The sequence below is a fragment of the Aeromicrobium massiliense JC14 genome (assembly GCF_000312105.1).
GTDB lineage: Bacteria > Actinomycetota > Actinomycetes > Propionibacteriales > Nocardioidaceae > Aeromicrobium > Aeromicrobium massiliense.
In genome coordinates this window covers 817,633-839,629 of record NZ_HE978636.1, presented here as the reverse complement: position 1 = coordinate 839,629, position 21,997 = coordinate 817,633, and the positions used below count along the sequence as shown (strand labels likewise).

Genomic DNA, 21,997 nt, shown 5'->3' with positions numbered 1-21,997 from the left:
GTAGGAACCGGCGCGACGGCGCACCCCACCGGCTCAGTACGTGAGCGCGGCCCCCGGGTCGTGGAGCAGGCCCGCGACGTCGGCCAGCAGCCCGGCGCCCTGCTGCCCGTCGACCACGCGGTGGTCGAAGGTCAGCGCGAGCGTCATGACGTGCCGCGCGACGACGTCGTCGCCGACGACCCACGGCCGCTTCGTGATGCGGCCGGTCGCGAGGATGCCGGTCTGGCCCGGCGGCAGGATCGGCGTGCCGCCGTCGATGCCGAACACGCCGATGTTGGTGATCGAGAACGTCCCGCCCGACAGGTCGGCCGGCTGGGCCTTGCCCGAGCGGGCCAGCTCCACGACGTCGCCGATGGCGCCGGCCAGGCCGGGACCGTCGAGCCGCTCGGCGTCGCGCACGACCGGCACCAGCAGCCCGCGGTCGGTGGCCGCGGCGATGCCCAGGTGCACCCCCTCGTGCTGGACGATCTCGGCCCCGTCGGCCGTGTCGCGCCACGACGAGTTCAGGCCGGGGTGACGCCGCAGCGCCAGGGTGACCGCCTTGGCCACGAGCAGCAGCGGCGTGACCCGCACGCCGTCGTAGGCGCGGTCGCGGCGCAGCCGCTCGACCAGCTCGACGGTGGCGGTGACGTCGGTGTCGACCCAGGTGGTGACGTGCGGCGCGGTGAACGCCGAGTGCACCATCGCGTCGGCGGTGGCCTTGCGCACCCCGCGCACCGTGGTGGCCGTGCCCGCCGCCGGGGCGGACGCCTGCGGGCGGGCGGACGCCTCGACGTCCTCGCGGGTGACCACTTCGCCGTCGTGCGGCACGGTGGCCAGGTCGACGTCCAGGTCGCGCGCAAGCTTGCGCACCGGCGGCTTGGCCAGCACCTTCGGCGCCGGCTTCTGGGCCACCTTCTCGGTGTCGACCGAGGACACGTGGCGGGGCCGGCGGACGTTCGCGCCAGGCACCTTGGGTCCGTAGCCGACGAGCACGGGCTCGCGCTTGGGTGCGGCGGGCTCCTCGGCCTCCTCGGCGGGCTCCGCCTCGGATCGCTCCGCTTCGACCGGCGCCGCCTCGACCGGCTCCGGGACCGGGACCTCGGGCTCGGGCTCGGTCGCGGCCTCGTCGCCGAAGCGGACGATCGGGGTGCCGACCGGCACCGTCTCGCCCTCGGGGACGAGCAGCGCGCCGACCGTGCCCGCGAACGGGCTGGGCAGCTCGACGACGGACTTGGCCGTCTCGATGTCGACGATCGGCTGGTTGACCTCGACCACGTCACCGGGTTGCACGTGCCAGGTGACGATCTCGGCCTCGGTCAGGCCCTCGCCGACGTCGGGCAGGTTGAACACGTCCATGCAGGTCTCCTCAGAACGCCAGCGAGCGGTCGACGGCGTCCAGGACGCGGTCGAGGTCGGGCAGGAACTCGTCCTCGACCCGGCTGGGCGGGTAGGGCAGGTCGTAGCCGGTCACGCGCAGCACGGGGGCCTCGAGCGAGTAGAAGCACTCCTCCTGCACCCGGGCGGCGATCTCGGCGCCGAGGCCGAGGGTGCGCGCCGCCTCGTGGACGACGATGGCGCGGCCCGTGCGGCGCACCGACTCGTGCACGGGCGTCAGGTCGAGCGGCGAGAGCGTGCGCAGGTCGACGACCTCCAGCTCGCGCCCCTCGGCCTGCGCGGCCTCGGCAGCGTCCAGGCAGGTGCGCACCATGGGCCCGTAGGCCAGGAGCGTCGCGTCCGCGCCCTCGCGGACGACCCGCGAGGCGTGCAGCGGCAGGTCCTCGTCGCCGACCTCACCGTTCTCCCAGTAGCGCCGCTTCGGCTCCATGAACACGACCGGGTCGTCGCTGGCGATCGCCTGCTGGATCATCCAGTAGGCGTCGTGGGCGTTGGACGGCGAGACCACCTTGAGCCCGGCGGTGAGGATGAACTGTCCCTCGGGGCTCTCGGAGTGGTGCTCGACCGCACCGATGCCGCCGCCGAACGGGATGCGGATGACCATCGGCATCTTCACCAGGCCGCTGCTGCGGGCGTGCAGCTTGGCGACCTGGCTGACGATCTGGTCGTAGGCGGGGTAGACGAAGCCGTCGAACTGGATCTCCACGACCGGCCGGAAGCCGCGCATGGCCAGGCCGACCGCGGCGCCGACGATGCCGGACTCACCCAGCGGGGTGTCGATGACCCGCCCGTCGCCGAAGTCCTTCTGCAGGCCGTCGGTGACGCGGAAGACGCCGCCGAGCCGGCCGACGTCCTCGCCCATGACCAGCACGTGAGGGTCGGTGTCCATCGCGGCCCGCAGGCCGGCGTTGATCGCCTTGGCGATGCTGGTCTTCATCAGAGACCTCCCTCGAACGAGCTGCGGTAGGCGACGTAGGCCGCCTTCTGCTCGGCCAGCTCGGGCGTGCCCTCGGCGTGGACGCGGTCGAACATGTCGGCCAGGTCGGGCTCGGGCAGCGCCTTGCACGCCTCGCGCAGGTGCCGGCCGAGCGCCTCGGCCTCGGCGTCGAGGTCGGTGAAGAACGTGGCGTCGACGCCCTCGGCCTCCAGGTGGCGGCGCAGGCGGAGCAGCGGGTCGCGCTCCTTCCAGTGCTCGACCTCCTGCGGGTCGCGGTAGCGCGTGGGGTCGTCGGACGTGGTGTGCGGGCCGACCCGGTAGGTGACCGCCTCGACGAGGGTCGGGCCCTCGCCGTTGCGGGCCCGCTGCAGCGCGGCCGAGACGACCGCCTGGACGGCCAGCACGTCGTTGCCGTCGACCCGGACGCCGGGGAAGCCGAACCCCTGGGCGCGCTGCGCGAGCGGCACGTGGGTCTGGCGCTCCAGCGGCACCGAGATCGCGTACTGGTTGTTCTGGCACAGGAAGACGACCGGGGCGTGGAAGCTGGCCGCCCACACGAACGCCTCGTTCACGTCGCCCTGGCTGGTGGCGCCGTCGCCGAAGCAGGCCAGCACGGCGCTGTCGCGCTCGGCGTCAGCGTGGCCGACCTGGTCGTCCAGGCCAAGGCCCATCGCGTAGCCGACGGCGTGCAGCGCCTGCGCGCCGATGACGATCGAGTACAGCGCCATGCCGACCTCGGCGGGGTCCCAGCCGCCGAGCTCGGTGCCGCGGAACAGGCCGAGCAGCTTGACCGGGTCGATGCCGCGGGTCCAGGCCAGGCCGTGCTCGCGGTAGGTCGGGAAGACGAAGTCCTGGTTCTGCAGGGCGCGGCCGGCGCCGACCTGCGCGGCCTCCTGGCCCAGGCAGGGGGCCCACAGGCCGAGCTCACCGTGGCGCTGCAGGGCGTGGGCCTCGGTGTCGACGCGGCGGACGAGGAACAGGTCGCGGTACAGGCCGCACACGGTGGCGACGTCGCCGTCCCAGCGGTAGTCGGGGTGCTCGCGCCGGCGGCCGTCCGGGGCCAGGAGCTGTACCAGGTCGTGCTCGGCGAGCACGTCGGTGCGGGGTTGCGTGGGTACGGTCATGCGCTGGCCCTTCGTCGGACGGCCCGGGGTCACCGGTCCGCGTACTCAGGTGCGACGAGGCGAACGGGGGTGGTGCCGCCGGCGTCGCACAGGGCGTGACCCAGGTCACGTCCTGGCAGCACCGTAGCGGACGCTCGGGCCCGAGACCAGGCCGCGCGACCGCCCGAAACATGACGCCGTGTCATTTAACAGAACTGTTCGCTCGCGTGCCTGGACCCGAAGCGTGGCGTTCCTAGCGTCGTCCTGCCGCCAGTCCCCCCGGCGGCACGACCCCCTGAGGAGAACGCGTGTCCTACCTGAGACGACGAGGACGCCACGTCGCCGTGGCCCTCGCTGCCCTGCCCCTCGTGCTCGTCGCCGGCCCGGCCGTCGCCGCCCCCGGCGACGCCACGGTGGCCGAGGGCCCGAACTACGTGGTGAACCAGGTCGCCGGCGGCTACGAGGTCACGGTCGAGCTGGACGAGCCGCTGGAGGTGCGCGACGACGCGCCGACCCTGGTCGCGGACGGCGAGCCGATCGGGCTGGCCGTCGAGTCGGCCGACCGCCGCTCGCTGACCGTGTTCACCTCCGACCCCGCCGTCGTCCGCGCCGACGAGATCGAGGCCGGCTGGTCCGCGGAGTCCGGCGGGGCGGGGGCCCGCAAGGCGCTCACCGCGGTGCCGGATGCGGCGGCCGAGGCGCTCGACGTCGACCCGGCGTCGCTCGGCACCGTGCCGTTCGAGGAGGGTGAGTACGACTTCGGCCAGCTGAGCGTCCCGCTGGCCAACATCAGCGGCTACCGCGGCGAGATGCAGGGCAAGGTCTACGTCCCGACCACCGCCGGCGAGCACAAGACCGTGCTGCTGCTGCACGGCCGTCACTCGTGGTGCTACAACCCCACCACGAACGCGAGCGGCCAGGCCTGGCCCTGCGCGGCCGGCCAGGTGCCGATCCCCTCGTACGCCGGCTACGACGGCACCGCGCGCGCGCTGGCCAGCCACGGCTACTCGGTCATCTCGATCGCGGCCAACGGCATCAACGCGCGCGACAACACGTACGCCCCCGACCGCGGCGCCCAGGCCCGCGGCCAGCTGATCCTCGACACGCTGACGATGCTGCAGAAGGCCAACGCCGGCCAGCCCGTCTCGTTCGTCGACGCCAACCGCGGCGACCTCGAGGTCACCCTGGCCGACGCGCTCACCGGTGACGTCAGCGTCGCCGACCTGGTCGGCAAGTGGGACCTGGACGACATCGGTCTCATGGGCCACAGCCGCGGCGGCGAGGGCATCACCTCGGCCACCACGCTCAACCAGAGCCTGGAGAAGCCGTTCGGCATCAAGACGATCCTGCCGCTCGCGCCGGTCGACTTCGCCCGCATGACGGTGCCGGACGTGGCGATGAACGTCGTCCTGCCCTACTGCGACGGCGACGTCTCCAACCAGCAGGGCCAGCACATGCTCGACGACTCGCGCTACGCGTTCGGCGACGACGTGCTCCGCGCCGGTACCTGGGTCATGGGCGCCAACCACAACTTCTACAACACGGTCTGGACGCCGGGCCTGTTCCCGGCGGCCGTCTCGGACGACTGGAGCAACAGCACGGCGCGCCGCACCGACGCGATCTGCGGCACCGACCCGACGGTCGAGGCCACGTCGATCCGGCTCACCGCGCAGGAGCAGTACGACCAGGGCACGGCGTACATGGCCGGCTGGTTCCGCCTGACGCTGGGCGGCGAGAAGCAGTTCCTGCCGCTGTTCGACGGCTCGGGCGCCACGCCGGAGTCGCTCGGTCCGGTGGACGTCCGCACGGTGACCACCGCTCCGTCGTCGGCCCGCGCGACCGTCGCGTCGTTCGAGTCGGCGACCTCCTCGGTGCGTCAGTTCGGCACTGCGACCGCCGTCCCGTGCGCCAGCATGGGCGGCCGCACCATCCCGCAGGCCCTGCCCGCGTGCACGACGGCGACCATCGGCTCCGCGCAGGTGCCGCACTGGACGCCGGCCACCAACGGCGGCAACGTCCCGGCCACGCCGGTGACGCGCCTGACGTGGACGTCCGCCACGGGCGAGATCCGCACGACCGTCCCCAAGACCGCCCGTGACGCCTCGGCGTTCGAGCGGCTCTCGGTGAAGCTCGCCGCGGACGAGACGGTGACCACGGGCACCGACCTCACGCTGTCGGTCGTCGACGGCGAGGGCGCGATGTACTCGGCGCTCGTGTCGGCGCTCAACCCGCAGGCGCTGGTGCGCATGCCGACGTCGACCGGCTCCACGACGCTGAAGAAGATCGTCCTGCAGCAGGTGAACGTGCCGCTGGCGGACGTCGCGGCCGCGGGCGTCGACCTGACCGACGTGCGCGAGGTGCGCTTCACGGCGGCGACGGGCCTGGACGCCACGGCGTCCGGCGCGGCGTACCTGAGCGACCTGGCGTTCGAGCGCTCGTCGGTGGGCACGCCCACCGTGCGGACGCAGCCGACGCTGCACGTGTTCGCCCCGCAGGTCGACGAGGGCAACGGCCCGGGCACGACCGACGTGGCGATCCTGCGCCGCGGCGACGTGTCGGGCACGGCGTCCGGCTACGTCTCGATCCTCGGGTCGACGACGTCGCGCGCCGGTGCCGCCATGGAGAAGGTGACGTTCGCCCCCGGCGAGACGTGCAAGGTCGTCACCGGCTCGCTGCAGGGCGACAAGAACCCGAGCACCACCGCGGGCACCGCGGTCGTGGTCAGCGTCATCAACACCGCCGGCGCCGTCATGGCCGACAACGCGGTCACGTGGCAGACCGTCCGCGAGGACGACGGGCTCACGAACACCGTGACCCCGCTGCCGGAGTCGGGCGTGCCCGGCGACGCGTGCGCCGAGGCAGCCGCCTCGCGCACGGTGACGGAGCTGACCGCGGGCGACACCACGCCGGCCCCGGGCCAGACGACCTCGGTCGCGGCGTCCGGCTTCCGCGCCGGCGAGTCGGTGGCCGTCAGCCTGGGCAGCACGCTGCTCGGGCGCGTGGTCGCCGGTGCCGACGGCTCGGTCGCGACCGACGTCGTCGTCCCGGCCGACGCGAAGCTCGGCACGGGCCGCCTCACGGCGGTCGGCCAGGCCTTCGCCCGCACCGCCGCCGCGAGCGTGGACGTGCTGCACGAGACGACGACGACGCTGGCGATCTCGCCGGCGGCGCCGAAGATCGGGCAGCCGCTCACCCTGACCGCCACCGTCACCGGTGTCGACGTGGCCGGCCAGGTGGAGTTCACCGACGGCACGACCGTGCTGGGCACCGCCCCGGTGACCGGTGGCACGGCGACGCTCGCGCTGAAGGGTCTCAAGGCCGGCTCGCACAGCCTCGGTGCGCGATTCGTCCGCACCGCCACGGCGCAGTCCTCGGCCGCGGCTCCGGTCGCGCTGACGCTGAACCGTGACGGCTCGTCCACCACCCTGCGGCTCAGCCGGTCGGCGTCCGTGTTCGGCACCGCGGTGTCCGGCACGGTCACGGTCTCCGGCGCCAAGGCCGGGACGGTCACCGTCACGGCCGGACGCGCGAAGGTGACCGCTCCGGTGAGCACCTCGGGCACGGCGCGGTTCACGCTGCCGCGCACGCTCGCCGTGGGCTCGTACAAGGTCACCGTCCGCTACTCGGGCAGCGACACGACCGAGCCGAGCAGCGTGACGTCCGCGCTGAAGGTGACCCGGAAGGCCACCAGCGCGGCCGTCTCGGCGTCCTCGCGGGTCAAGCGGGGCCGGTCGTTCACGGTGACCGCGCGCGTCGGCGGCGCGGCGGCCGGTGTGAGCCCCACCGGCACGGTGAAGGTCTACGTCAAGGCCCCCGGGGCGCGCTCGTACAAGGTCGTCAAGACCCTGCGCGTGGGCAGCACCGGCAAGGTCACGACCAAGGTGAAGGCGTCCAAGCGGGGCAAGGCCTCGGTCAAGGTCGTCTACTCCGGCGACACGCGCTACGGCGCGAGCACGTCGAGGGTCACGCGGGTCACCGTCCGCTGACCTGAGCAGGACGCGAGGGGGAGGGACCGCCCGGTCCCTCCCCCTCGTGCGTGCCGGCGCGGTCTCAGCGCTCGCGCCAGGCCTTCGCCAGGCCGAGGAAGTGGTCGTCGGCCTCGGGCAGGCCCACGCTGACCCGCACGCCGTCGCCGGCGAACGGCCGGACGCTGACCGGCGCGACCGCCTCGGCGAAGTCCAGGGCGTCGTCACCGAGCGGCAGCCAGACGAAGTTGCCCTGCGCCTCCGGCACCTCGAAGCCGGCCTCGAGCAGCGCGTCGCGCAGGCGGGTGCGCTCGGCGACCACCGCGTCGACGCGCGCGGCCAGCTCGTCGGCCGCGTCCAGCGAGGCGATCGCGGCGGCCTGGGCCACCCCGGACACGCTGAACGGCGCGACCACCTTGCGGATCTCCTGGGCCACGAGCGGGTGCGCCACGGCGTAGCCGACCCGCAGGCCGGCCAGGCCGTACGCCTTGGAGAACGTCCGCAGGACGACGACGTTCGGGCGCCCCTCGAGCACGTCCAGGCCGCGCGCGGCCGCGGGGTCGCGCACGAACTCGACGTACGCCTCGTCGACGACGACGAGCACCTGCGGCGGCAGCGCGTCCACGAACCGCACCAGCGCGTCGTGCTCGACGACCGGCCCGGTCGGGTTGTTGGGCGTGCAGACCATGACGACCTTCGTGCGGTCGGTCACCGCCGCGGCCATGGCGTCCAGGTCGTGCCGGCCGTCCGCGGTGAGCGGGACGCCGACCGAGCGCGCGCCGGCCAGGCCGACGGCGATCGGGTAGGCCTCGAACGAGCGCCACGCGTAGACGACCTCGTCGCCGGGCGAGCAGTACGCGCTCAGCAGCGAGTACAGGACGGCGACCGAGCCGGTGCTCGCCGCGAACGACTCCGCCGGCTGCCCGAGCGCCTGCGACAGCCGCTCGACCAGGGCCGTGTTGCCGGCGTCCGGGTAGCGGTTGATGCGGCCCAGCTCGCCGGCGAGACGCTCCAGGACGCTCGGCAGCGGCGGGTACGGCAGCTCGTTGCTGGACAGCTTGTGCGCCTCGTCGAGCGCGACACGGCCGGGCTTGTAGACGGGCATCGAGGCGAGGACGTCTCGCGAGGTCGGCGTGGCCATGGGGGCAGGGTAGTGGGCTGGCATGATCGGCCCGTGACCGCCGCCACCGCCCGCCGGGGCTACGTGCTCGTGCTCGCCGGTGCCGTGCTCTTCGGCCTCAACGGCGGCATCTCCCGCATCGCGATGCGCGGGGGCATCGACCCGCTGCCGTTCACGTCCGCGCGCATCACCGGTGCCGCGATCGTCCTGGCCCTGCTGGCGGCGCTGTGGCGGCCGGCGGTGCTGCGCCCGCCGCGTGGACGCTCGTTGCTGCTCATCGCCGGGCTCGGCCTGGTCGGCGTGGCCGCGCTGCAGCTCACCTACAACGTCGCGATCAACCGGCTCCCGCTCGGCGTGGCCTTGCTGCTGGAGTACCTCGCCCCCGTGCTCGTCGTGCTGTGGGTGCGGGTCGTGCGGCGCGAGGACGTCCACCGCCGCATGTGGGGCGCGGTGGCCTGCGCGGTCGGCGGCCTGGCCCTGGTCGCGCAGGTGTGGGGCGACCTGCGGCTGGACGGCCTCGGCGTCATCATGGGCCTGCTCGCGGCGGTCAGCTTCGCCACCTACTTCCTGCTCGGCGAGCACAACGTCGGTACCCAGGACCCGCTGCACGTCATCCTCTGGTCGTTCGTCATGGCCGCGGTGCTGATGAACCTGGTCAGCCCGAGCTGGCGCCTGGGCGACCTGACCCGCGACGTGTCCGCCCTCGAGCGGCTCGACCACCTCAGCGTCCCGCTCTGGCTGCCGCTCGTGTGGGTGATCGTGCTGGGCACCGTCACCCCGTTCTTCCTGCAGCTCGTCGCCCTGCAGCACCTGCCCGCGACGCAGGTGACCATGGTCGCCACGCTCGAGCCGGTGCTCGCCGTGCTGCTCGGGTGGGCCTGGTTCGCCGAGTCGCTGAGCGGCGTGCAGCTCGTCGGCGTCGGCGTCGTCATGGCCGGCATCGTGCTGGCGCAGTCGGCGCGCCGATCTGCGCCCGCCGATCTGCCCACGCCACAATGAGGCCATGCCTGCTCTGCTCGTGACCTGGATCTCCAGCGCCGTCTCGCTCGCCGTCGCAGCCTGGCTCCTCGGCGACCACATGAACATCGCCGAGGGCGGCGCCGAGTCGTCGACGCTGTGGCTGACGCTGGCCGTCGTGTCCGCGGTGTTCGCGCTGATCAACGTCTACGTCAAGCCCGTGCTGAACGTGCTGTCGCTGCCGTTCATCATCCTCACGCTGGGCCTGGCGCTGCTGATCATCAACGCGCTGCTGCTCCTGCTGACCGAGTGGATCGCCGGCCAGCTCGACCTCAGCTTCTCCGTCGACGGCTTCGGTTGGGCCATCCTCGCGTCGATCGTCATCTCGATCGTGAACGCGGTCGTCAGCGCGATCATCGACTGACGTGACCGCGCTCCCGCCCCCGGAGCAGGACGGCCGCTACCGCCTGGCCGTCGTCTGCCTGGGCAACATCTGCCGGTCGCCGATGGCCCACGTCGTCCTTGAGCACCGGCTCGAGGAGGCGGGGCTGGCCGACCGGGTGACCGTCACCTCGTCCGGCACGGGCGGGTGGCACACCGGCCAGCCGATGGACGAGCGCGCGGCCGCGACGCTCAGCGCCCACGGCTACGACCCCAGCAAGCACCTCGCCCGGCAGTTCAGCACCGACTGGTACGCCGAGAACGACCTGCTGCTGGCGATGGACCAGACCAACCGCGCCGACATGCACGACCTCACGCCCACCGTGGACGCCGCGGGACGGCTCATGATGTTCCGCGCCTTCGACCCCGAGGCCGCCGACGAGGACGCCGAGGTGCCCGACCCGTACTTCGGCGACGGCGAGGGCTTCGAGGTCGTGCTGGCCATGGTCGAGCGCACGGCGGACGTGCTGGTGGACCGGGTGCGCGCGACGCTGGGGGCATGACCGCCCCCGAGCCCAGCAGCGTCCGCACCGACGCGTGGGTGTGGTCGGTGCGGCTGTTCGCGAGCCGGTCGGCCGCCACCACCGCCTGCAAGGGCGGGCACGTGCACGTCAACGGCAAGCGGGCCAAGCCGTCCCAGCCCGTGCACGTCGGCGACCGCGTCACCGCCACCACGCCCGGCGGGGAGCGCGTCGTCGTGGTGCAACGGCTGCTCACGAAGCGGGTCGGCGCCGCCGTGGCGGCCGAGTGCTACACCGACCACTCCCCGCCCCCGCCGCCGCGCGAGGAGCGGCTGGCCATGCCCCGCCGCGACCGGGGCGCCGGACGTCCGACCAAGCGCGAGCGGCGCCAGATCGACCGCCTGCGCGGCAGCTGACCGAGCAGCACGGGGCCGGCACCGCTTCGACCGCGCCGCTGGAGCCGGGCGGGTAGCGTCGTCCCCATGGCACGACACGCGGCGACCGCGGCGAGGGCGGAGTCGCTCCTCGGCCAGCCCGTCGTGTCCACGTCCCCCGTGGCCGGCGGCAGCATCTGCACCACCACCCGGCTGCGGCTGACCAGCGGACGCAGCGTCGTGCTCAAGACCCGGCCGCACCCGCCCGCGGGCTTCTTCGCCGCCGAGGCGCACGGCCTGCGCTGGCTGCGCGAGGCCGGCGGCGCGCCCGTCCCCGAGGTGCTCGCCGTCACCGACGACTGCCTCGTCCTGGACTGGGTCGAGCCGGCCCGGCCCAGCGTCGAGGCCGCCGAGGCCTTCGGCCGCGTCCTGGCCGTCACCCACCGCGCCGGCGCCGACGTCTTCGGCGCCGAGCGCGACGGATACGTCGGCCTCGCGCCCCTGCCCAACCGCCCGCTCGCGACGTGGGCGGAGTTCTACGCCGCCCGGCGCGTGCAGCCCTACCTGCGCCTGGCCGTCGACCGGGCCGCCGTCACGCCCGAGGAGGCGGCCCACGTCCAGGCCGCCCTCGACCGGATCGACGACCTGGCCGGCCCGGCCGAGCCGCCCGCCCGGCTGCACGGCGACCTGTGGGCGGGCAACGTCGTGTGGAGCACCGACACCGCCTGGCTGATCGACCCGGCCGCGCACGGCGGCCACCGCGAGACCGACCTGGCGATGCTCGCGCTGTTCGGGGTGCCGAACCTGCCGCACGTCCTGGCGGCCTACGACGAGGCGTTCCCGCTCGCCGACGGATGGCAGCGACGGGTCGGCCTGCACCAGCTGCACCCGCTGCTCGTGCACGCCGTGCTGTTCGGCGGCTCCTACGGCGCCCGGGCCGCCGCGGCCGCCCGCGCGCTGCTGGGCCGGTGACGCGTGGACGCTCAGTCTCGTCTCAGACCGGCCCGGCACACTGGGGCCATGCGCATCCTCGTGGTGGACGACGACCGCGCCGTGCGTGACTCGCTGCGGCGCTCTCTGGAGTTCAACGGCTACTCCGTCGAGACCGCGTCCGACGGCGCCGAGGCCCTCGCCCGCGTCTCCCAGGTCGACCCCGACGCCATCGTCATGGACGTGATGATGCCCCGGCTGGACGGCCTGGAGACCACCCGCGCGCTGCGCGGCGCCGGCAACGACGTGCCCATCCTCGTGCTCACCGCGCGCGACGCCGTCGACGACCGCGTCGACGGCCTGGACGCCGGCGCCGACGACTACCTGGCCAAGCCGTTCGCGCTCGAGGAGCTGCTGGCCCGGGTCCGCGCGCTGCTGCGCCGGGCCGCGAGCGCCGCCGCGTCCGAGCCCGACGAGGCCCCGCTCGTGTTCGCCGACCTGCGCATGGACCCGGTCACCCGCGAGGTCTTCCGCGGCGACCGCGAGATCGTCCTGACCCGCACCGAGCACGACCTGCTGGAGCTGTTCCTGCGCCGTCCGCGGCGGGTGCTGGAGCGCAGCTTCATCCTCGAGGAAGTGTGGGGCTTCGACTTCCCCACCACCGCCAACTCGCTCGAGGTCTACGTCGGCTACGTCCGGCGCAAGCTCGAGGCCGAGGGCGAGCCCCGGCTGCTGCACACCGTCCGCGGCGTCGGGTACGTGCTGCGCGAGCCGCCGGGCGCGCCGTGACCAACCCGGTCCACCGCGCGCTGAGCGCCGTCACCAGCCGGCTCTCGCTGGCCACGCGCATCCTCGTGCTCACCGCGGCCACCGTGGGCTTCGTGCTGGCCACGATCAACGCGTCGGTCTACTTCGTGCTGCGCGACGAGCTCGTGCACTCCCTGGACGACGCGCTGCTGCAGCGCGCCGAGAACGCCGTCGAGAACCACACGACCGAGGACATCATCCGCGGCTACCAGCCCGAGGCGCTCTCGCTGGGCGGCGTGCAGGTCGGCGTCATCTACGGCGGGACGCTGTTCAAGACCGAGGCGCTCGACGACCTCGCCGCGATGCAGTACGTCTCCAGCGTGGAGCGTGAGGTGGCGCTGGGTCGCAGCGAGCACTCCACCCGCACGGCCCGCATCAACGGCACCCACTACCGGGTCGTCGCGGTGAACGCCGGCTCCGGCAAGGCGCTGGTGCTCGCCCAGTCGGCCGAGTCGATCTACCAGAGCCTGCGCCGGATGAACATCATCCTGTGGGCGACCAGCGGCGCCGGCATCCTCGTCGCCGCACTCGCCGGCTGGCTCGTCGCCTCCACCGGTCTGCGGCCGGTGCGCCGGCTGACGTCCGCCACCGAGCGGGTCGCCCGCACCCAGCAGCTGACCCCGGTCGAGGTCCACGGCCACGACGAGCTCGCCCGCCTGGGCTCGTCGTTCAACGCGATGCTCGCCGCGCTCGACGCGTCCCAGCAGCGCCAGCGCCAGCTGGTCGCGGACGCCGGCCACGAGCTGCGCACCCCGCTCACCAGCCTGCGCACCAACATCGAGCTCATGGAGCAGGCCTTCGCCAGCGACCGTCCGCTCTCGCCCGAGCAGCGTCGCGAGGTCATGGACGACGTCCACGGCCAGCTGGCCGAGCTGACCACCCTGGTCGGTGACCTGGTCGAGCTGGCGCGCGACGAGCCGCTGCGCCGCAGCCCCGAGGCCGCCGACTTCGCCACCGTCGTCGAGGCGGCGGTCGACCGGGTCCGCCGCCGCGCGCCCGGGCTGACCTTCGACGTCCGGCTGCAGCCGTGGATGTTCTTCGGCGAGCCGTTCATCCTCGAGCGGGCCGTCATCAACCTGCTCGACAACGCCGCCAAGTGGAGCCCGGAGGGCGGCACCGTGACCGTCCGGCTCGCCGACGGCCGGCTCACCGTCACCGACGAGGGTCCGGGCATCCCGCCGCAGGACCTGCCGCACGTCTTCGAGCGCTTCTACCGCTCCAGCGAGGCGCGGACGCAGCCCGGCTCCGGCCTGGGCCTGTCGATCGTCGCCCAGGCGGTGGCCCGCCACGGTGGCTCGGTCACCGCCGACTCGAGCCCGGGACGCGGCGCCGTGCTGACCGTGCGGCTGCCCGGATGGTCGCCCGGACCCGACGCGCCGATTTCTTGAGCGACGTACAGACTGGACACAGTCTTCTCTCAGCGAGGCAGGAGAATCTCGGAGCATGAGCGAACCGCAGGATCCTTACGCCGGCCGTCCGTACGTCCCCCCGGGACAGCGCGACGAGGAGCCGACGACGCGCCTGGACGCCGGCTCCGACGCCGCGACGCCCTCCGACACGACCCGCTTCGAACGACCCGGGCCCGATGCCCCCGCGCAGCACGACGTGACCGCGGAGCAGCCCACGTCCCCGGTGGCGGGCGAGCAGCCCACCGCGCAGCAGCCGACCACGCCGCAGCCCGCGGCACCCGCCGACTGGAGCACCCCGGCGGCCGCCGCCGCGCCCGCCGGCCCGCCGGCCGGCGACGACGCGTGGACCCACCGGTACAGCGACCACACCGCGCAGCAGCCCGCCCCGGCCGCCGCCGGTGCCGCGTCCGAGCCGCATGGCAAGCGCCGTCGCGGCGGCCTGCTGGTCGCCGGTCTCGTCGGCGCCGCGCTCATCGGCACCGCGGCCGGCTTCGGCGGCGCCGCGCTGTACTCGGCGAACGACGACGCCTCCAGCAGCAGCCCGACGGTCAGCTCGCTGTCGCAGGACTCCGAGGCGTCCGACCTGCCGGCCGGCACGGTCGAGAAGGTCGCCGCGGCGGTCATGCCGTCGGTCGTCCAGATCAACGTCGGCGGCGGCGACGCCTCCGGCACGGGCACCGGCGTCATCCTCAGCAACGACGGCGAGATCCTGACCAACAACCACGTGGTCGAGTCCGCGGCCGACGGTGGCAGCATCACCGTCTCGTTCAACGACGGCTCGCTGGCCAAGGCCGAGATCATGGGCCGCGACCCGAAGACCGACCTGGCCGTCATCAAGGCCGAGGGCAAGACCGACCTGACCCCGGCCACGCTGGGCAGCTCGTCCGCCCTGCGCGTCGGTCAGGGCGTCGTCGCCATCGGCTCGCCGTACGGCCTGGAGTCCACCGTCACCACCGGCATCGTCTCGGCGCTCAACCGCCCCGTGACGTCGGCCGACGCGAGCGGCTCCAACAGCACCGTCTTCCCGGCGGTGCAGACCGACGCGGCGATCAACCCGGGCAACTCCGGTGGCCCGCTCGTCGACCTCGACGGTCGCGTCATCGCGATCAACTCGGCCATCCGCACGAGCTCGGGCGGCGAGTCCGGCTCGATCGGCCTGGGCTTCGCGATCCCGATCGACCTGGCCAAGAACGTCGCGGCGCAGCTCGTCGAGGGCAAGACCGTCGAGCACGCCCGGATCGGCGTCACGGTCACGGCTGCGGTCGAGTCCGACGGCATCACCACGGTCGGCGCCCAGGTGCGCGAGGTGACGAAGGGCAGCGCCGGCGACGAGGCCGGCCTCGAGGTCGGCGACGTCATCACGGCCGTCGGCGGCAACGCGGTCGCCAGCTCCGACGCGCTGGTCGCGGCGATCCGCGGCTACCAGCCCGGCGACGAGGTCAAGGTCACGTACGTCCGCGACGGCAAGACCGAGACGACGACGGTCACGCTGGACTCCGACGGCGGCGACCTGTCCAGCTGATCGCTCCAGCACGACGAAGGGCCGACGACCTCGTGGTCGTCGGCCCTTCGTCGTCGGCGAGGGCGGTCAGCGATGTGGGGTACCGTGCGACCTGAGCCCGCCCAAGGCGCACCTACCCGGTAAGGGTGCGTCCAGCCCGCTGCAGGTGAGGGTGGCTGCCCGTTCGAGCCGGGCCGGGTCCGGGAGCCTCACTCCTCAGCGGGAGGTGTCGGAGTCTCCGCCTGCCAGACCCGGACGCGTGCCCCGAGGATCAGGCGTCGTCGAGGACGCGGCGCTGCGTGCTGCCGTCGGCCTCGCGGACGACGTGCGGGACGCCGCGCCAGCGAGCCTCGTCGCGTCCGGCGGCGACCGCCTCGTCGCGCGTGGTGTGGGTGCCCAGGAACCCGCCGTCCGAGGCGATCAGCCGGTTGTGCCACAGGCCGTGGCGCGGGTACGTCTCGACCTCGTCGGAGGGAGTCGGAACGGCGTCGTGCACGTCATCCACGGTAAGCGCCGCACGGTGGCGCGGACCAGCCGGGTCAGGCCTGCAGGGCGCGCGGACCGTCGGGCAGCGCCCGGGCCGCGGCGGTCGCCGACGCGGCCGTGATGCGAGCGACGTCCAGCACCGAGCCGAAGACGCTGATGATCTCCTCGTCCAGGTCGGCCAGGTAGCTGCTGGCCCGCGCGGAGCCCACCGTGCCGTCGAGCACGGGCTCCAGGCGCACCAGCTCGTCGCCGACCAGGCCGGAACCGACGACCTCGTGGCGGCGGTAGGTGGCGGCGAACACGGCGGCGTTGTCCGGGGACAGCCAGACGCTGAAGCGGACGTGCGGGTTCTCCATCTCGGCCTGGTCGATCACCAGGTCGACCATCTCCCTCAGCGGTCTGCTGCGCATCTCCACCTCTTCCTCAGGTCGAGGCTCAACCTAGGGGCGGTGGAACGCGCCACCGGTGACGCATCGCCGCATGTGAACACGTGAATTTCCGCCGGGTTGGCGGGATGTCGCGCACGTCTGGCCGGTGCGAGCCTCGTCCCTGTCGGTGGCCGGGCCTAGCGTGAGGTCGTGCGACGCGACCTCTCCGTGCCGGCCCTGGCCGTCACCGTCCTGCTGTGGGCCTCGGCCTTCGTGGCCATCCGTGCCCTCGGCGACGCCTTCTCCCCCGGCTCGCTGACCTTGGGCCGGGTGCTCGTGGGCGCGCTCGTCCTCACGCTGATCGCCCGTCCCACCCGCGCGACGATGCCCACCGGACGCCCGCTGCTGCTGGTGGTGATCTACGGCGTCGTGTGGTTCGGCATCTACAACATCGCGCTCAACGCCGGCGAGCAGCACCTCGACGCCGGCACCGCCGCGCTGGTGGTGAACGTGGCCCCCGCCCTGGTCGCCCTGTTCGCCGGGTTCGTGCTCGGCGAGGGCTTCCCCAAGCCGCTGCTGGTCGGCATCGCGGTCGCGTTCTCCGGCGTGGCGCTCATCGCCCTGGGCACGCGCGACCCCGACGCCGTCGAGACCGCGAGCACGACCGGCGTCGTGCTGTGCCTCGTCGCGGCGGTCACCTACGCGATCGGCACGCTCACCCAGAAGCCCGCGCTGGCCCACGTCAAGCCGGTCATGTCGGTCTGGCTGGGCTGCGTCGTCGGCGCGATCGTCTGCCTGCCGTTCGCGCCCCACCTGTTCCGCGAGCTCGGCGACGCGACGACGTCCGACGTGCTGTGGCTGGTCTACCTGGGCGTGTTCCCCACCGCGATCGGGTTCAGCACCTGGTCGTACGCGCTGGCCCGCATCACCAGCGGCCAGGCGGCCTCGACCACCTACCTCGTCCCGGTCGTCGCCACGGGCATCGCCTGGGCGATCCTCGACGAGACCCCGGCCGCGCTCGCCCTCGTCGGCGGCGTGCTGAGCCTCGCCGGCGTCGCGATCACGCGCATCCGTCCGCACCGCAAGGTCGTCGCCGAGGCCTAGGCCGGCTCGTAGCCCAGCAGCCAGGGCACGCCGAACCGGTCCACGACCTGCCCGTCCGATGCGCCCCACGGACGCTGCTGCAGGTCGCTGACGACCTGTCCCCCGTCGCTCAGGGCGACGAACCACGCGTGCGCCGTCCCAGCAGGGGCGGCGCCGAGCAGCGACAGCATGAGTCCTCGAGCGGCGAACGCAGGATCGTCCCCGGCGACGTCGGCGGCGAACAGCTCCACCGGGCCGTCCGCCAGGTACCCGTGGGCGACCGCCTCGGCCGGGCCGTCGTCGCGGCCGAACTCGGCGTACGTGTGCAGCTGCACGCGGCCACCGAACGTCTCGGCGTAGAACGTCAGCGCCTCCCGAGCGGTGCCGGGCAGGAGCAGGTACGGCGCTGGGGCGGTCATGGCGCGACGGTACCGACGCGCCGGGTCCGTCGGCCCCCTACTTCTCGGGGGCCAGGAGCTGGAGCACGAGGTCGCGCAGGATCCGGAAGCCGTTCTGGGTCAGCACCGACTCGGCGTGGAACTGGATGCCGCGGTAGTGCGGGCCCGCCACCAGGTGCACGTCGCCGCTGGCCTCCTCGCGCTCGACCGTGACGCCGTCGGGCAGACCGCTCTCGGGCACCCGGGCCACGAACGTGTTGTAGAACCCGACGGTCTCGTCGCGGCCCAGCACCGGCAGCCGGCTCTGCGTTCCCTGGAAGACGATGTCCTTGAACGCGAGGTCCAGGCCGACCTTCCGGCTCAGCACCTGATGGCCCAGGCAGACGGCGAGGAACGGCCGCTCGGCCTCGAGCAGGGCGTCCGCCGCGCGACCGATCGTCGCGATCTTCGCGTCGTCGCCGTCGCGCGGGTCACCGGGTCCGGGCCCGAGCACCACCAGGTCGTAGCCGTCCAGCGCGCCGTCGGTGTACTCGTCGTGCCGGACGACGTCCGTGGTCATGCCGAGCACGCCGAAGACGTGGCGCAGCATGTTGACGAAGTCGTCCTCGCCGTCGAGCACGACGACGCGCTTGCCGGCCAGCTCGGGCCGCGGGGCCGCGCCCGACTGGTCGCTCAGCCAGAACTGGCTCAGCCGCTGGTTGCGCGAGCCGAGCGCGATGAGCACCTCGTCGTCGCGGGTGAAGTCGTCGTGGCCGGGCACCGCCTCGGGCGCCTGCTCGACCAGGCCGAACGCGCTGAGCACGCCGGACGCCTTCGCCCAGGTCTCCTTCGTCTCGTACATCGCGTCGGAGTCGCGCACGAGCGTCGCGCCGGCGGTGACGACGACGTTGCCCTCCAGGTCGACGTCCGCGGTGCGGATGAGGATGGGCGCGTCGGCGACCTGCGCGCCGTTCGCGTCGCGGCCCACCAGTGCGGCCACGCCGGCGTAGTAGCCGCGGCCCTGCGGCTCGTACTGCTTGATCAGGCGGCAGGCGTTCTCGACCGGGCTGCCGGTGACCGTGGCGGCGAACATCGACTGGCGCAGCACGTCGCGCACGTCCATGCGGGTGCGTCCGGCGAGCAGGTACTCGGTGTGGACGAGGTGGGTCATGGGCTTGAGGAACGGGCCGAGCACCATGCCGCCCTCGTGGCAGATGTCACACATCTGCTTGAGCTCCTCGTCCACCACCATGAACAGCTCGTAGATCTCCTTCTCGTCGCGCAGGAACTCCAGCAGCGCGGCCTTGCGCTCGGCCTGGGTCTCCAGGCCGCGCAGGCGGAAGGTGCCGCTGATCGGGTTCATCCGCACCTGGCCGGCGTCGACGCTGACGTGCCGCTCGGGGCTCGCGCCGATCAGGTAGCGGTCGCCGGTGAAGACGCAGAACGTCCAGAAGGCACCGCGCTCGCGCTCGAGCAGACGGCGCAGCACGGTGAGCGCGCGGCCGTGGCCCCAGTCGGCGACCTGCGCCCGGTAGCGGCGTCCGACCACGAGGTTGGCGCCCTCGCCGCGGCCGATCTCGTCGTCGATGATCGCCTGGACGATGCCGGCGTACTCCTCGTCGGACGTCTCGAAGCCGCCGCGGTCGGCCAGCTCGATCTCGGTGTCGGGCAGCAGCGCCAGCAGCTCGTCCAGCGGCACCTCGCGCAGCAGGTCGGCGGCGATGGACGTCAGCGGGGTGCCGTCGTCGTGCGCCTCGAAGCCGCGCTCGCGCACCTGCTGGAACGGCACGAGCACGAGCTGCTCCCAGCCCTGGCCGGGCCCGGTGCCCAGCGGGACGTCGGCGAGCCGCTCGAGGTCGGTGCGGGGGCCGCCGACGAGCGTGACGGTGTCGCTGGCGCGCGTGCGCACGATCGCCCAGGCGGGCTGGGCGAGCAGGTCGTCGAGGTGCGTCATGTGGTTCTCCTGGCTCGGCGGCCCGGGAAGAGAAAAGCCCAGAGCCGGCCGTGAGGCGGTCTGGGCAGAAGTCGACAGGCCACCTACGGGTGGCGCCACCAGGTCAGGGGCCGGGCTGTCATGGGTCGAAGCGTACCGCAGCGCGAGCCGTCCCCACCGGGTGTCTTACGCTCGCCGCCATGATCGACATCGACCTGGTGCGGCGCGACCTCACCCAGCTCGTCAGCCTGGCGAGCGTCGGGGGCAGCGAGTCTGAGGTGCTGGCGCAGCGCTGGTGCGCGGCGACTCTGGCTGGGCTCGGGCTGGACGTCGACCTGTGGCAGCTCGACGTCGACGCCCTGCGCGCCGACCCGGATCACCCGGGCGAGGAGGTCGAGCGCGCCGAGGCGTGGGGCTGCGTCGCGACGTCCGGCCCCGGCACGCCCGCACTGATCCTCAACGGGCACGTGGACGTCGTCCCGCCGGGCGAGTCCGAGGCCTGGACCGGCGGTGACCCGTGGGTGCTGCGCGAGCTGGACGGCACCTGGTTCGGTCGCGGCGTCTGCGACATGAAGGGTGGCGTCGCCGCGATCTTCGCCGCCGCCCGCGCGGTGGTGTCGAGCGGCGTCGAGCTGCGCCGCCCGTTCGCCGTCCACACCGTGATCGGCGAGGAGGACGGCGGGCTGGGCGCGTTCGCGACGCTGCGCCGCGGGCACACCGGCGACGCGTGCCTCATCGCCGAGCCGACGGCGGGCACGATCGTGACCGCCAATGCCGGCGCCCTCACCTTCCGGATCGAGCTCTCCGGCTCGTCCACGCACGGCTCGCGCCCGGACGCCGGGGTGAGCGCGATCGAGGTCTTCGAGGCGGTGCACGCCTCGCTGCGCCGACTGGACGCGGAGCGCAACGCGACCCCGCCCGCGCCGTTCGACGCCCGCCCGTTCCCGATCAGCGTCGGGACGCTCGAGGCGGGCGACTGGGCCTCGACGATCCCGGACCGGCTCGTCGCCGAGGGCCGCTTCGGCACGCGTCCGGGTGAGTCGTTCGCCGAGGCGCGCGCCGTGTTCGAGGCCGCGGTCGCGGCGGCGGACCACACGTGGCTGCGCAAGAACCCGGCGGTCGTCACCTGGCCCGGCGGCCAGTTCGCAGCCGGCAGCCTGCCCGAGGGCCACCCGTTCCTGGACGAGGTGCGGGCCGCGGCCGGCGACCCGGCCATGTCGGCGGTCGGCGCGCCCTACGGCTCGGACCTGCGCCAGTACGCGGCGGCGGGCGTCCCGACGCTGCAGCTCGGCCCGGGCGACATCGCGAACGCACACGCGGTCGACGAGTCGGTGCGCATCGACGAGGTCGTCGCCGCGGCCGAGACCTACGCCCGGCTCATCCTCGCCCGCTGCTCGTAGGGCGCCGGTCGGGTCTCAGGCGCCCTGGACGGTGTCGGCGTCGGCGAGCACCGGGATCCCGTGCCGCCGGAGGAAGTCGTCGATCCGTGCCGGACCGTCGCGCATCACCAGGATGTGCCCGAGCTCGATCAGCTCCTCGCGATCCGGCAGGGCCACGTCCAGGTGGGGCGGGTCCCACGGCGCGTAGGTCAGCTTCCAGAACAGGTCGCGGAACGTGTAGAGGTAGTCGACGTCCACCCACTCGATCGCCTCGACGGGCACCCGTCTCCGGACGATGCCGAAGCGGCGCCACTCCAGGTGCCCGTCGGTCACGACGTACGACGTCCCGAGCCCCAAGGCGGCCCAGAAGGCCAGCTGGAGAACCCCGTACAGGACGCCCCCGCCGACCGCCGATCCGACGATGACCAGGAAGGCGTCCAGGTTCAGCTCAGCCAGCTGCCAGACCGTCGCCACGGGAACGCCGTACAGGAGCCCGACCCATGCTCGAATCGCCGGCAGCAGGAGCACGGACACGTCCGCACCCATCCGGGCTGACGCCTCAGGCGGCATCCCGACCTCCCACGCCCGCCCGGCTCATCCTCGCCCGCTGCTCGTAGGGCGCCGGGCGGGTCGGCGTGCGCGGTGGTCCCGTGCGAGCGCCACGACGGACAGCCCCGCGACGAGCACGGCAGCCGTCCCCGTCCGCCCGGCAAGGTCGAACTGGTCGCGCGCCGCGACGCGGCAACGACGCTCGATCCCGTCCTCGTCCACCGGCGGCTCGCCCCAGCGCACGGAGTCGGTGTCGTGCCGGACGACGTCCCACGGCGCCGCGCACTGGTAGTCGCCGTCGTCGCCGGGGACGTACGGGGTGGCGACCACGAGGAAGCCAACCCCGACGACCAGCACCGCCGCGAGCAGGGCCAGGCTCTTCCACGCGCTCACGGCGAGAGCGTCCCACGAACGGACGAGGCCGGTGCGCAGAACGGGCG

The 21,997-nt window shown here is 73.6% G+C and carries 21 protein-coding genes; 11 read left to right on the top strand and 10 right to left on the bottom strand.

The annotated features are described in order from the left end of the window. Window positions 1–33: 33 nt before the first annotated feature. The 3 genes from HGAM_RS04285 to pdhA are packed head-to-tail and all read right to left on the bottom strand — an operon-like array spanning window position 34 to window position 3,438. The gene (locus HGAM_RS04285) at window positions 34–1,338 is read right to left on the bottom strand and encodes a dihydrolipoamide acetyltransferase family protein (RefSeq protein ID WP_019144241.1); all 1,305 of its coding nucleotides are present in this window, start codon (window positions 1,336–1,338) and stop codon (window positions 34–36) included. A gap of 10 nt (window positions 1,339–1,348) precedes the next feature. Next, the gene (locus tag HGAM_RS04280) at window positions 1,349–2,314 is read right to left on the bottom strand and encodes an alpha-ketoacid dehydrogenase subunit beta (protein ID WP_019144240.1); all 966 of its coding nucleotides are present in this window, start codon (window positions 2,312–2,314) and stop codon (window positions 1,349–1,351) included. Continuing rightward, window positions 2,314–3,438 carry a pyruvate dehydrogenase (acetyl-transferring) E1 component subunit alpha gene (pdhA, locus tag HGAM_RS04275; RefSeq protein ID WP_020691348.1) on the bottom strand — a complete coding sequence of 375 codons (1,125 nt, stop codon included), beginning with the start codon at window positions 3,436–3,438 and terminating at the stop codon, window positions 2,314–2,316. Before pdhA ends, HGAM_RS04280 begins: the two co-directional genes overlap by 1 nt. 287 nt (window positions 3,439–3,725) lie before the next feature. Here pdhA and HGAM_RS17665 point away from each other — a divergent pair, with 287 nt between their 5' ends. Continuing rightward, entirely contained in the window at window positions 3,726–7,403 is a 3,678-nt protein-coding gene (locus HGAM_RS17665; RefSeq protein WP_019144238.1) for an Ig-like domain-containing protein, read from the top strand. 64 nt (window positions 7,404–7,467) lie between these two features. Here HGAM_RS17665 and HGAM_RS04265 read toward each other — a convergent pair whose 3' ends face one another. After that, window positions 7,468–8,523, bottom strand: a complete 1,056-nt coding sequence (locus HGAM_RS04265; protein ID WP_019144237.1) for a histidinol-phosphate transaminase — start codon at window positions 8,521–8,523, stop codon at window positions 7,468–7,470. 33 nt (window positions 8,524–8,556) lie between these two features. Between HGAM_RS04265 and HGAM_RS04260 the strand changes: the two genes are divergently transcribed. From HGAM_RS04260 to HGAM_RS17660, 8 genes are all read left to right on the top strand, one after another. Further along, window positions 8,557–9,501, top strand: coding sequence for an EamA family transporter (locus HGAM_RS04260; protein WP_019144236.1), 945 nt, complete (start codon window positions 8,557–8,559; stop codon window positions 9,499–9,501). A 4-nt stretch (window positions 9,502–9,505) separates the two neighbouring features. After that, the gene (locus tag HGAM_RS04255) at window positions 9,506–9,883 is read left to right on the top strand and encodes a phage holin family protein (protein ID WP_019144235.1); all 378 of its coding nucleotides are present in this window, start codon (window positions 9,506–9,508) and stop codon (window positions 9,881–9,883) included. A gap of 1 nt (window position 9,884) precedes the next feature. Then, on the top strand, window positions 9,885–10,403 hold the full coding sequence (locus HGAM_RS04250; protein ID WP_019144234.1) for a low molecular weight protein-tyrosine-phosphatase: 519 nt from the start codon (window positions 9,885–9,887) through the stop codon (window positions 10,401–10,403). Further along, entirely contained in the window at window positions 10,400–10,777 is a 378-nt protein-coding gene (locus HGAM_RS04245; RefSeq protein ID WP_019144233.1) for an RNA-binding S4 domain-containing protein, read from the top strand. Before HGAM_RS04250 ends, HGAM_RS04245 begins: the two co-directional genes overlap by 4 nt. A 66-nt stretch (window positions 10,778–10,843) precedes the next feature. After that, a complete protein-coding gene (locus tag HGAM_RS04240; protein ID WP_019144232.1) occupies window positions 10,844–11,707 on the top strand; it encodes a fructosamine kinase family protein in 864 nt (287 codons plus the stop codon). 48 nt (window positions 11,708–11,755) lie between these two features. Continuing rightward, a complete protein-coding gene (locus HGAM_RS04235) occupies window positions 11,756–12,454 on the top strand; it encodes a response regulator transcription factor (protein WP_019144231.1) in 699 nt (232 codons plus the stop codon). Further along, window positions 12,451–13,860, top strand: a complete 1,410-nt coding sequence (locus tag HGAM_RS04230; protein ID WP_019144230.1) for a sensor histidine kinase — start codon at window positions 12,451–12,453, stop codon at window positions 13,858–13,860. The genes HGAM_RS04235 and HGAM_RS04230 overlap by 4 nt, the downstream gene beginning before the upstream one ends. A gap of 55 nt (window positions 13,861–13,915) precedes the next feature. Beyond that, on the top strand, window positions 13,916–15,403 hold the full coding sequence (locus HGAM_RS17660; RefSeq protein ID WP_019144229.1) for a S1C family serine protease: 1,488 nt from the start codon (window positions 13,916–13,918) through the stop codon (window positions 15,401–15,403). A 250-nt stretch (window positions 15,404–15,653) separates the two neighbouring features. Here HGAM_RS17660 and HGAM_RS04220 read toward each other — a convergent pair whose 3' ends face one another. Both HGAM_RS04220 and HGAM_RS04215 read right to left on the bottom strand, forming a co-directional pair. Continuing rightward, complete coding sequence (locus tag HGAM_RS04220; protein ID WP_019144228.1) at window positions 15,654–15,878, bottom strand: DUF2188 domain-containing protein; 225 nt, start codon at window positions 15,876–15,878, stop codon at window positions 15,654–15,656. A 43-nt stretch (window positions 15,879–15,921) separates the two neighbouring features. Further along, on the bottom strand, window positions 15,922–16,278 hold the full coding sequence (locus HGAM_RS04215; RefSeq protein ID WP_147543536.1) for a hypothetical protein: 357 nt from the start codon (window positions 16,276–16,278) through the stop codon (window positions 15,922–15,924). A 168-nt stretch (window positions 16,279–16,446) separates the two neighbouring features. Between HGAM_RS04215 and HGAM_RS04210 the strand changes: the two genes are divergently transcribed. Further along, a complete protein-coding gene (locus tag HGAM_RS04210) occupies window positions 16,447–17,340 on the top strand; it encodes a DMT family transporter (protein ID WP_019144226.1) in 894 nt (297 codons plus the stop codon). On the opposite strand, the gene HGAM_RS04205 is transcribed toward HGAM_RS04210, so the two are convergent. Continuing rightward, window positions 17,337–17,738 (bottom strand): VOC family protein, encoded by a 402-nt coding sequence (locus HGAM_RS04205; protein ID WP_019144225.1) that lies wholly within the window; start codon window positions 17,736–17,738, stop codon window positions 17,337–17,339. The genes HGAM_RS04210 and HGAM_RS04205 overlap by 4 nt on opposite strands. A 37-nt stretch (window positions 17,739–17,775) precedes the next feature. Next, window positions 17,776–19,650, bottom strand: coding sequence for an anthranilate synthase family protein (locus HGAM_RS04200; protein WP_019144224.1), 1,875 nt, complete (start codon window positions 19,648–19,650; stop codon window positions 17,776–17,778). Window positions 19,651–19,829: 179 nt separating this feature from the next. On the opposite strand from HGAM_RS04200, the gene HGAM_RS04195 reads away from it, so the two are divergent. Continuing rightward, entirely contained in the window at window positions 19,830–21,029 is a 1,200-nt protein-coding gene (locus HGAM_RS04195) for an ArgE/DapE family deacylase (protein WP_019144223.1), read from the top strand. Window positions 21,030–21,044: 15 nt separating this feature from the next. Here HGAM_RS04195 and HGAM_RS04190 read toward each other — a convergent pair whose 3' ends face one another. Continuing rightward, window positions 21,045–21,542 (bottom strand): hypothetical protein, encoded by a 498-nt coding sequence (locus HGAM_RS04190; protein ID WP_147543534.1) that lies wholly within the window; start codon window positions 21,540–21,542, stop codon window positions 21,045–21,047. Between the two features lie 60 nt (window positions 21,543–21,602). Then, complete coding sequence (locus tag HGAM_RS04185) at window positions 21,603–21,950, bottom strand: hypothetical protein (protein ID WP_019144221.1); 348 nt, start codon at window positions 21,948–21,950, stop codon at window positions 21,603–21,605. Between the last annotated feature and the right edge of the window lie 47 nt (window positions 21,951–21,997).

Bases quoted from the DNA above. Each gene is read 5' to 3' on its own strand.
- HGAM_RS04285 (WP_019144241.1), bottom strand. From the start codon at position 1,338: ATGGACGTGTTCAACCTGCCCGACGTCGGCGAGGGCCTGACCGAGGCC.
- HGAM_RS04280 (WP_019144240.1), bottom strand. From the start codon at position 2,314: ATGAAGACCAGCATCGCCAAGGCGATCAACGCCGGCCTGCGGGCCGCG.
- pdhA (WP_020691348.1), bottom strand. From the start codon at position 3,438: ATGACCGTACCCACGCAACCCCGCACCGACGTGCTCGCCGAGCACGAC.
- HGAM_RS04265 (WP_019144237.1), bottom strand. From the start codon at position 8,523: ATGGCCACGCCGACCTCGCGAGACGTCCTCGCCTCGATGCCCGTCTAC.
- HGAM_RS04255 (WP_019144235.1), top strand. From the start codon at position 9,506: ATGCCTGCTCTGCTCGTGACCTGGATCTCCAGCGCCGTCTCGCTCGCC.
- HGAM_RS04245 (WP_019144233.1), top strand. From the start codon at position 10,400: ATGACCGCCCCCGAGCCCAGCAGCGTCCGCACCGACGCGTGGGTGTGG.
- HGAM_RS04240 (WP_019144232.1), top strand. From the start codon at position 10,844: ATGGCACGACACGCGGCGACCGCGGCGAGGGCGGAGTCGCTCCTCGGC.
- HGAM_RS04235 (WP_019144231.1), top strand. From the start codon at position 11,756: ATGCGCATCCTCGTGGTGGACGACGACCGCGCCGTGCGTGACTCGCTG.
- HGAM_RS17660 (WP_019144229.1), top strand. From the start codon at position 13,916: ATGAGCGAACCGCAGGATCCTTACGCCGGCCGTCCGTACGTCCCCCCG.
- HGAM_RS04215 (WP_147543536.1), bottom strand. From the start codon at position 16,278: ATGCGCAGCAGACCGCTGAGGGAGATGGTCGACCTGGTGATCGACCAG.
- HGAM_RS04205 (WP_019144225.1), bottom strand. From the start codon at position 17,738: ATGACCGCCCCAGCGCCGTACCTGCTCCTGCCCGGCACCGCTCGGGAG.
- HGAM_RS04200 (WP_019144224.1), bottom strand. From the start codon at position 19,650: ATGACGCACCTCGACGACCTGCTCGCCCAGCCCGCCTGGGCGATCGTG.
- HGAM_RS04195 (WP_019144223.1), top strand. From the start codon at position 19,830: ATGATCGACATCGACCTGGTGCGGCGCGACCTCACCCAGCTCGTCAGC.